This window comes from Cellvibrio sp., assembly GCF_053579595.1.
In genome coordinates this window covers 1-5,807 of record NZ_JBRFPI010000290.1, presented here as the reverse complement: position 1 = coordinate 5,807, position 5,807 = coordinate 1, and the positions used below count along the sequence as shown (strand labels likewise).

Here is a 5,807-nt window from a genome sequence, read left to right as displayed (position 1 = left end):
CCGCTGGTCGATACGATCCGTCGTATCCACTGCTTCGGCATCAACCTTGTGCCGCTCGATATCCGTCAGGATGGCGACCGCCATGTGCAGGCGATTGATGAGCTGGTGCAGTACCTCGGCATTGGCGAGTACCGCGAATGGCCGGAAGAAAAGCGTCAGGCGTTCCTGTTGGAGTCATTGACCAGCAAGCGTCCGCTTTTGCCGATTAGCTGGCCGATGAGCGATGAGACTGCCGAAGTCCTGGCAACCTGCCGCGTAGTGGCGCAGGAGCCACGTGAAATTCTCTCGCACTATGTGATTTCCATGGCGCAGCAACCATCCGATGTGTTGGCCGTAGCCCTCTTGTTGAAAGAGTGCGGCATGACCTGGAATATGCCGATTGTGCCGCTGTTTGAAACTCTCGATGACCTTGATCGCGCGCCGATTGTGATGGAGCGTCTGTGGGATCTCGAGTGGTACCAACAATATTCTGCGCATCAGCAAACGGTGATGATCGGTTACTCCGACTCCGCTAAAGATGCGGGCAAGCTGGCGGCAACCTGGGCGCAATATAAGGCGCAGGAAAAACTGGTCGCGCTCGCTGATAAATTTGGCGTATCCCTGGTGTTGTTCCATGGCCGTGGCGGTACCGTTGGTCGCGGCGGCGGCCCGGTAGAAAAAGCCATGGCGTCGCAGCCACCCGGTTCGGTCAAAGGCCGTATCCGCGTGACCGAACAGGGCGAGATGATCCGCTACAAGTTCGGTTTGCCGCGCGTAGCTTTCAGCAGTCTGTCTTCTTATGTTGTGGCGACTATGCGTGCGACCATGGCCCCCAACGCTGCGCCTAAACCCGAGTGGCGCGATCTGATCGAGCGCATGGGCAAGGCTAGCCTTGAGGCTTATCGCGCCGTTGTTCGCGGTCACAAAGACTTCGTACCTTACTTCCGCAACCTGACTCCCGAGCAGGAATTGAGCTTGTTGGCGTTAGGCAGCCGCCCGGCTAAACGTAAATCCACCGGCGGCGTAGAAAGCCTGCGCGCGATTCCCTGGGTATTTGCCTGGACGCAAGTGCGCCTGAACCTGCCGGCATGGTTGGGTACCCGTCAGGCATTTGAATATGCGTTGGAAAATGATCCGGCATTGCTGGAAGATATGGTCAGTAACTGGGCATTTTTCTCCAGCTTCCTCGACCTGTTGGAAATGGTGATCGGTAAGGCTGATGGTCCTATCTGTACCTACTACGAAGAGCAGCTGGTGCCGGTGGAGTATCGCGGTCTGGGGCAAGAGTTGCGCGGCGATTTGAAAGCGCTCGAGGGCCTGATCAACAAGATGAAAAAGCAGGATGTGTTGTTGAACGATGACCCAATGCTGCGCCAATCGCTGGAAGTGCGTAAACCTTACGTCGATCCACTGAACTACTTGCAGGCTGAGTTGCTCAAGCGCTATCGCAGCAGCGAAACTATCAGCCCTGACCTCGAGCGCGCGCTTAAGGTGACTATGGCAGGTATTGCGGCGGGTATGCGCAATACGGGTTGATCGGTTTGCAAGTGCTACCGGCTCCGCGTTTTTAGCGGGGCTGGAGTGCCTGTTCTCTCTGTGACCTCTTCTTATATAGAAAGCGATTCCCCATCAATAGCCAAAAAACAGCGCAATGGATTCTTTCCATTGCGCTGTTTTTTTATCAGCCCCAACAAGAAGCTCCGCAGGTTTTTTGCGAAAAAATAGCATGGGTAGAGCCGTCATTTTTCTGCGTTAAGTCCGCGTCACCCTGAGTAATTTCACTCAAAGCAGCTTCTTTGACACCTATATAAACCCCGTCTATACCTAGTTAACCCATATGGCAGCAAAGTGTGCAGGGATAACGACCTACAACATCCTGCGTTTTTGCTATTGAATTTGACGGATACAACCCATGAATAGCAGCTACTCCCACGGGAACTCTCCCGTTTCTTATCCACTTACACATACGCAGCGTGGCTCATCACAGGTTGTGGTGATTGGGGCAATTGCAGTGATGGGCATAATTGCGCTCTTGTTGCTTGCGCTTGCAGAGTTGTCGATGGTCTGGAAGGCCCTATTTCTGTTAGCCCTGTTGGCTGCCGCGGTAATTGCCGGCGTGCAGATCGCACAAATGGCAAAGCGCGAAAGTGATAGCCAGGCCGCCTTATTACAAGCGCAAGGGGGACAACAACTCGCGCAAATGTATCGGCCTCTGCTGGAAAACTACCAGCATTTGCTTAAAGAAATCCTGCCGCTGTGGCAGCGCCAAACTGAATTGGCGCGGCATCAGTTGGAAGGCAGTATCACCGAATTGGTGGGGCGTTTTTCCGATATCCATCAGCGCTTGCAAGCGGCGGTGGCCAGTTCATCGTCTACTGCCAGCAGCATGAAAGGCGACAACGGATTGGGCGGCGTGATCCATTTCGCCAACGACGAATTGAGCCAAATCACCCACACATTGCGTCAGGCCATTGATCAGCGCGATGAGTTGCTAACAGAAATTTCCGGCCTTTCCAAAATCACGGTTGAACTGAGCGGGATGAGTGCTGAGGTTGCGGGCATTGCATCGCAAACCAATTTGCTCGCGCTTAACGCTGCCATTGAAGCGGCGCGCGCTGGTGAATACGGGCGCGGGTTTGCAGTGGTGGCTGATGAAGTGCGCACACTATCGACCCGCTCGGGTGAAACTGGTGCACGTATTGGTCGCCGTATCGAGCAAGTCAATTCTGCCTTGCAAACAACATTGGATAGAACCGCTGAGTACGCTGCTGAAGATAATTCCCGCTTAACAAAATCAGAAACTTCCATCGCGCAAGTGCTCGAACAATTCCAGCACTCCAGTGAACATATTTTGCAGTCAGCACACGTTTTGGAACAGGAGAGTGCAGCGGTTCAATCGAGTGTTGAAGAGGTGCTGGTGAATTTGCAATTCCAGGATCGCGTCAGCCAAATCCTGGGGCACGTGATTGATGATATGGAAAAACTGGTTGGTGCGATTGCCGATCAGGAAGCCCGCTTGCGTCACGGTGAGCCGGTGATTGCCATTGATACCGGTGAATGGCTGCGTTCGCTGCAAAAAACTTATACCACATTAGAGCAGGTTGATGTGCATCGCGGCAGCGGAGCACAAGCTAAAGGTTCAAACAATTCAGAAATCACGTTTTTTTAGGAGTAGTGAATGTCCAAAGTAATTCTCGTCGTTGATGATTCTGCCAGCGTGCGGCAAGTGGTGGGTATTGCGCTGCGCGGTGCAGGTTATACCGTTGTTGAGGCCAGTGATGGAAAAGATGCATTAACCAAATTGGATGGGCAAAAAATCAATTTGGTGATCTCGGATGTGAATATGCCCAACATGGATGGCATTACCTTTTTGAAAGAAATGAAAACCAAAGCTAACTACAAGTTTACCCCGGTGATCATGCTCACTACGGAAGGTGCAGAAGAGAAAAAACGCGAAGGTCAGGCTGCTGGTGCAAAAGCCTGGATTGTAAAACCCTTCCGCCCTGAACAAATGTTGCAGGCAGTTTCAATGCTGATTTGACAGGAACTCTCTTCAACAGGAATTTTTTAAATAGGTGTAGACCATGAATATTTCGCGAAAAAAGAGCAAGGATACAACCACGCTGGTATTTGAAGGCGACCTCACTATCTATTACGTCGCACATATCAAAGACGAATTGTTTGCCGATTATGAAAAATTGGCCGATAAGGTCGCGCTGGATTTGAGCACAGTTGGTGAAATAGATACTGCGGGAGTGCAGCTGCTGCTATTCGCGAAAAAGTTTTTTGCTTCCGTACACCGACCATTATTTATTACCAAGAGCAATGAATCTGTAGAAAGTGTGTTGACTGCGCTGGATGTAAATACCCAATTTGCTATGGAATCATAAGGAATCCACTATGAATCTCGACGGTGCCTTACAGACCTTCTTCGCCGAAGCGGATGATTTGCTCAACTCCATGGAGGCGGCGCTGCTGCGTTTGGATGAGGGCGATAAGGATATGGAAACCATTAACGAAATATTTAGAGCAGCGCATACCATCAAAGGTTCGGCTGGTTTATTCGGGCTGGATGATATTGTTAGTTTTACGCACATTGTGGAAAACGTCTTGGATCGCGCGCGCGACGGAAAAATTGTCATCACCAGCGATTTGTTGAGCATTTTTTTGCCGTGCCGCGATCACATTGCGGTGTTGGTGGAAAATGCGCGGCACGAACAGGAAAATGATGCAGAATGTCTTGCGCAAGGCAAAGCACTACTTAATTCATTGCAACCTTGGTTGGACGCAGTACCACAAACTGCAGTGGCCAGTGCACCTGTCATCGGCGCATCGCCGAAAAACAATAGTAGTGCTGAGACCAATCACGATGCCTGGCATATTTCAGTGCGCTTGGGGCCGGATTTGTTACGCAATGGCATGGATCCTCTATCTATTTTACGTTTTCTGCGCACACTGGGTGACATTACTCACATCACCACCATCACCGATCACTTGCCTGAATATAACGATTACGATCCAGAGCAGCTGTATCTCGGTTTTGAAATTACCCTGGTAAGCAATGCATCGCAGCAACAAATTGAAGATGCGTTTATGTTTGTTCGCGAAGACTCTGATCTCAAATTAATTCCACCGCGCAGCAATATCGAAGCCTATGTCAATTTAATTAAGTCTCTACCCGAAAATGCCCAGCGCCTGGGTGAAATTTTGGTAAAAAGCCATGCGATCACTTTTCAGGAATTAGATGCTGCATTGGCAACGCAAAAACAGCAGGCAAAAACCACCGGTGCGGTGGGCATGTTGGGCGATATTCTTATTGAAGAACAATCGATCGCCCCCGAAATTGTCAACGCAGCGCTCGATAAGCAAAAGAAAATTAGCGAGAAAAAGACCAGCGGCGAAAATCGTTTTATCCGTGTTGATGCCGAGCGTTTGGATGTTTTGATTAATTTAATTGGTGAATTGGTTATTAATCGCCAGCGCGTTGATTTGCTGTCATCCAAAATGGGTAACCCGACATTGATCGAAGCGGTTACTTCCATGGGTAACTTTACTGAGGCGATCCGCGATGCAGCGCTCACCTTACGCATGGTGCCGATTGGCGATACCTTCCAAAAATTCAAACGCGTTGTACGCGACACAGCCAAATCCATTGGCAAAGAAATTGAGCTGGAAATTGAAGGCGCGGAAACCGAGCTGGATAGATCCATGGTGGAGAAATTAAATGATCCGCTGATGCATATTGTGCGCAATGCAATGGATCACGGCATCGAAGCTATCGCTGTGCGGCAAACGCGCGGCAAACCCGATTCTGGCACCATCAAACTTACCGCGCGTCATGATGCGGGAAATATTGTAATTGGTATCCACGATGATGGTGGCGGTTTGGATGTGGAGCGCATCCGCAAAAAAGCCATTGCTAATGGCATTCTGGAGGAGGGTATCCATCTCTCGCGTCAGGAGTTGTTCCAATTAATTTTCCATCCCGGTTTGTCCACTGCTGAGCAGGTGACCAACTTGTCCGGGCGCGGTGTGGGCATGGATGTGGTCAAGCGCAATATTGAAGAGTTGCAGGGCGGCATTGAAATCGAAAGTGAAATTGGCGTGGGTACCAGTTTTAGTATTCGTTTGCCCCTGACTCTTGCAATCATTGATGGCTTCCACGTCACGGCTGGCCATATTGATTTTATTGTGCCGCAAAACACCATTCTTGAATGCGTAGATTTAAATTCGTTAAGCCATGTACAGGGGCAAAACTGCGTGAATTTGCGCGGCGAGCAAGTCCCTTATATTCGCCTGCGCGAAATTTTTTCATTGCAACCCAAAGA

At 50.3% G+C, this 5,807-nt stretch carries 5 protein-coding genes; all 5 read left to right on the top strand.

The annotated features are described in order from the left end of the window. A partial coding sequence (locus tag ACWA6V_RS15915; protein WP_449523410.1) for a phosphoenolpyruvate carboxylase occupies positions 1 to 1,515 on the top strand: 1,515 nt, incomplete at its 5' end. Positions 1,516 to 1,891: 376 nt separating this feature from the next. Continuing rightward, positions 1,892 to 3,148, top strand: a complete 1,257-nt coding sequence (locus ACWA6V_RS15910; RefSeq protein ID WP_449523409.1) for a methyl-accepting chemotaxis protein — start codon at positions 1,892 to 1,894, stop codon at positions 3,146 to 3,148. Between the two features lie 9 nt (positions 3,149 to 3,157). Further along, a complete protein-coding gene (locus ACWA6V_RS15905; protein WP_133685375.1) occupies positions 3,158 to 3,520 on the top strand; it encodes a response regulator in 363 nt (120 codons plus the stop codon). Positions 3,521 to 3,563: 43 nt separating this feature from the next. Further along, positions 3,564 to 3,869 (top strand): STAS domain-containing protein, encoded by a 306-nt coding sequence (locus ACWA6V_RS15900; protein WP_449523408.1) that lies wholly within the window; start codon positions 3,564 to 3,566, stop codon positions 3,867 to 3,869. A 10-nt stretch (positions 3,870 to 3,879) separates the two neighbouring features. Further along, the coding region (locus tag ACWA6V_RS15895) for a chemotaxis protein CheA (protein WP_449523407.1) at positions 3,880 to 5,807 on the top strand (1,928 nt) is incomplete at its 3' end.

Coding starts and splice junctions, on each gene's coding strand:
- ACWA6V_RS15910 (WP_449523409.1), top strand. CDS start 1,892: ATGAATAGCAGCTACTCCCACGGGAACTCTCCCGTTTCTTATCCACTT.
- ACWA6V_RS15905 (WP_133685375.1), top strand. CDS start 3,158: ATGTCCAAAGTAATTCTCGTCGTTGATGATTCTGCCAGCGTGCGGCAA.
- ACWA6V_RS15900 (WP_449523408.1), top strand. CDS start 3,564: ATGAATATTTCGCGAAAAAAGAGCAAGGATACAACCACGCTGGTATTT.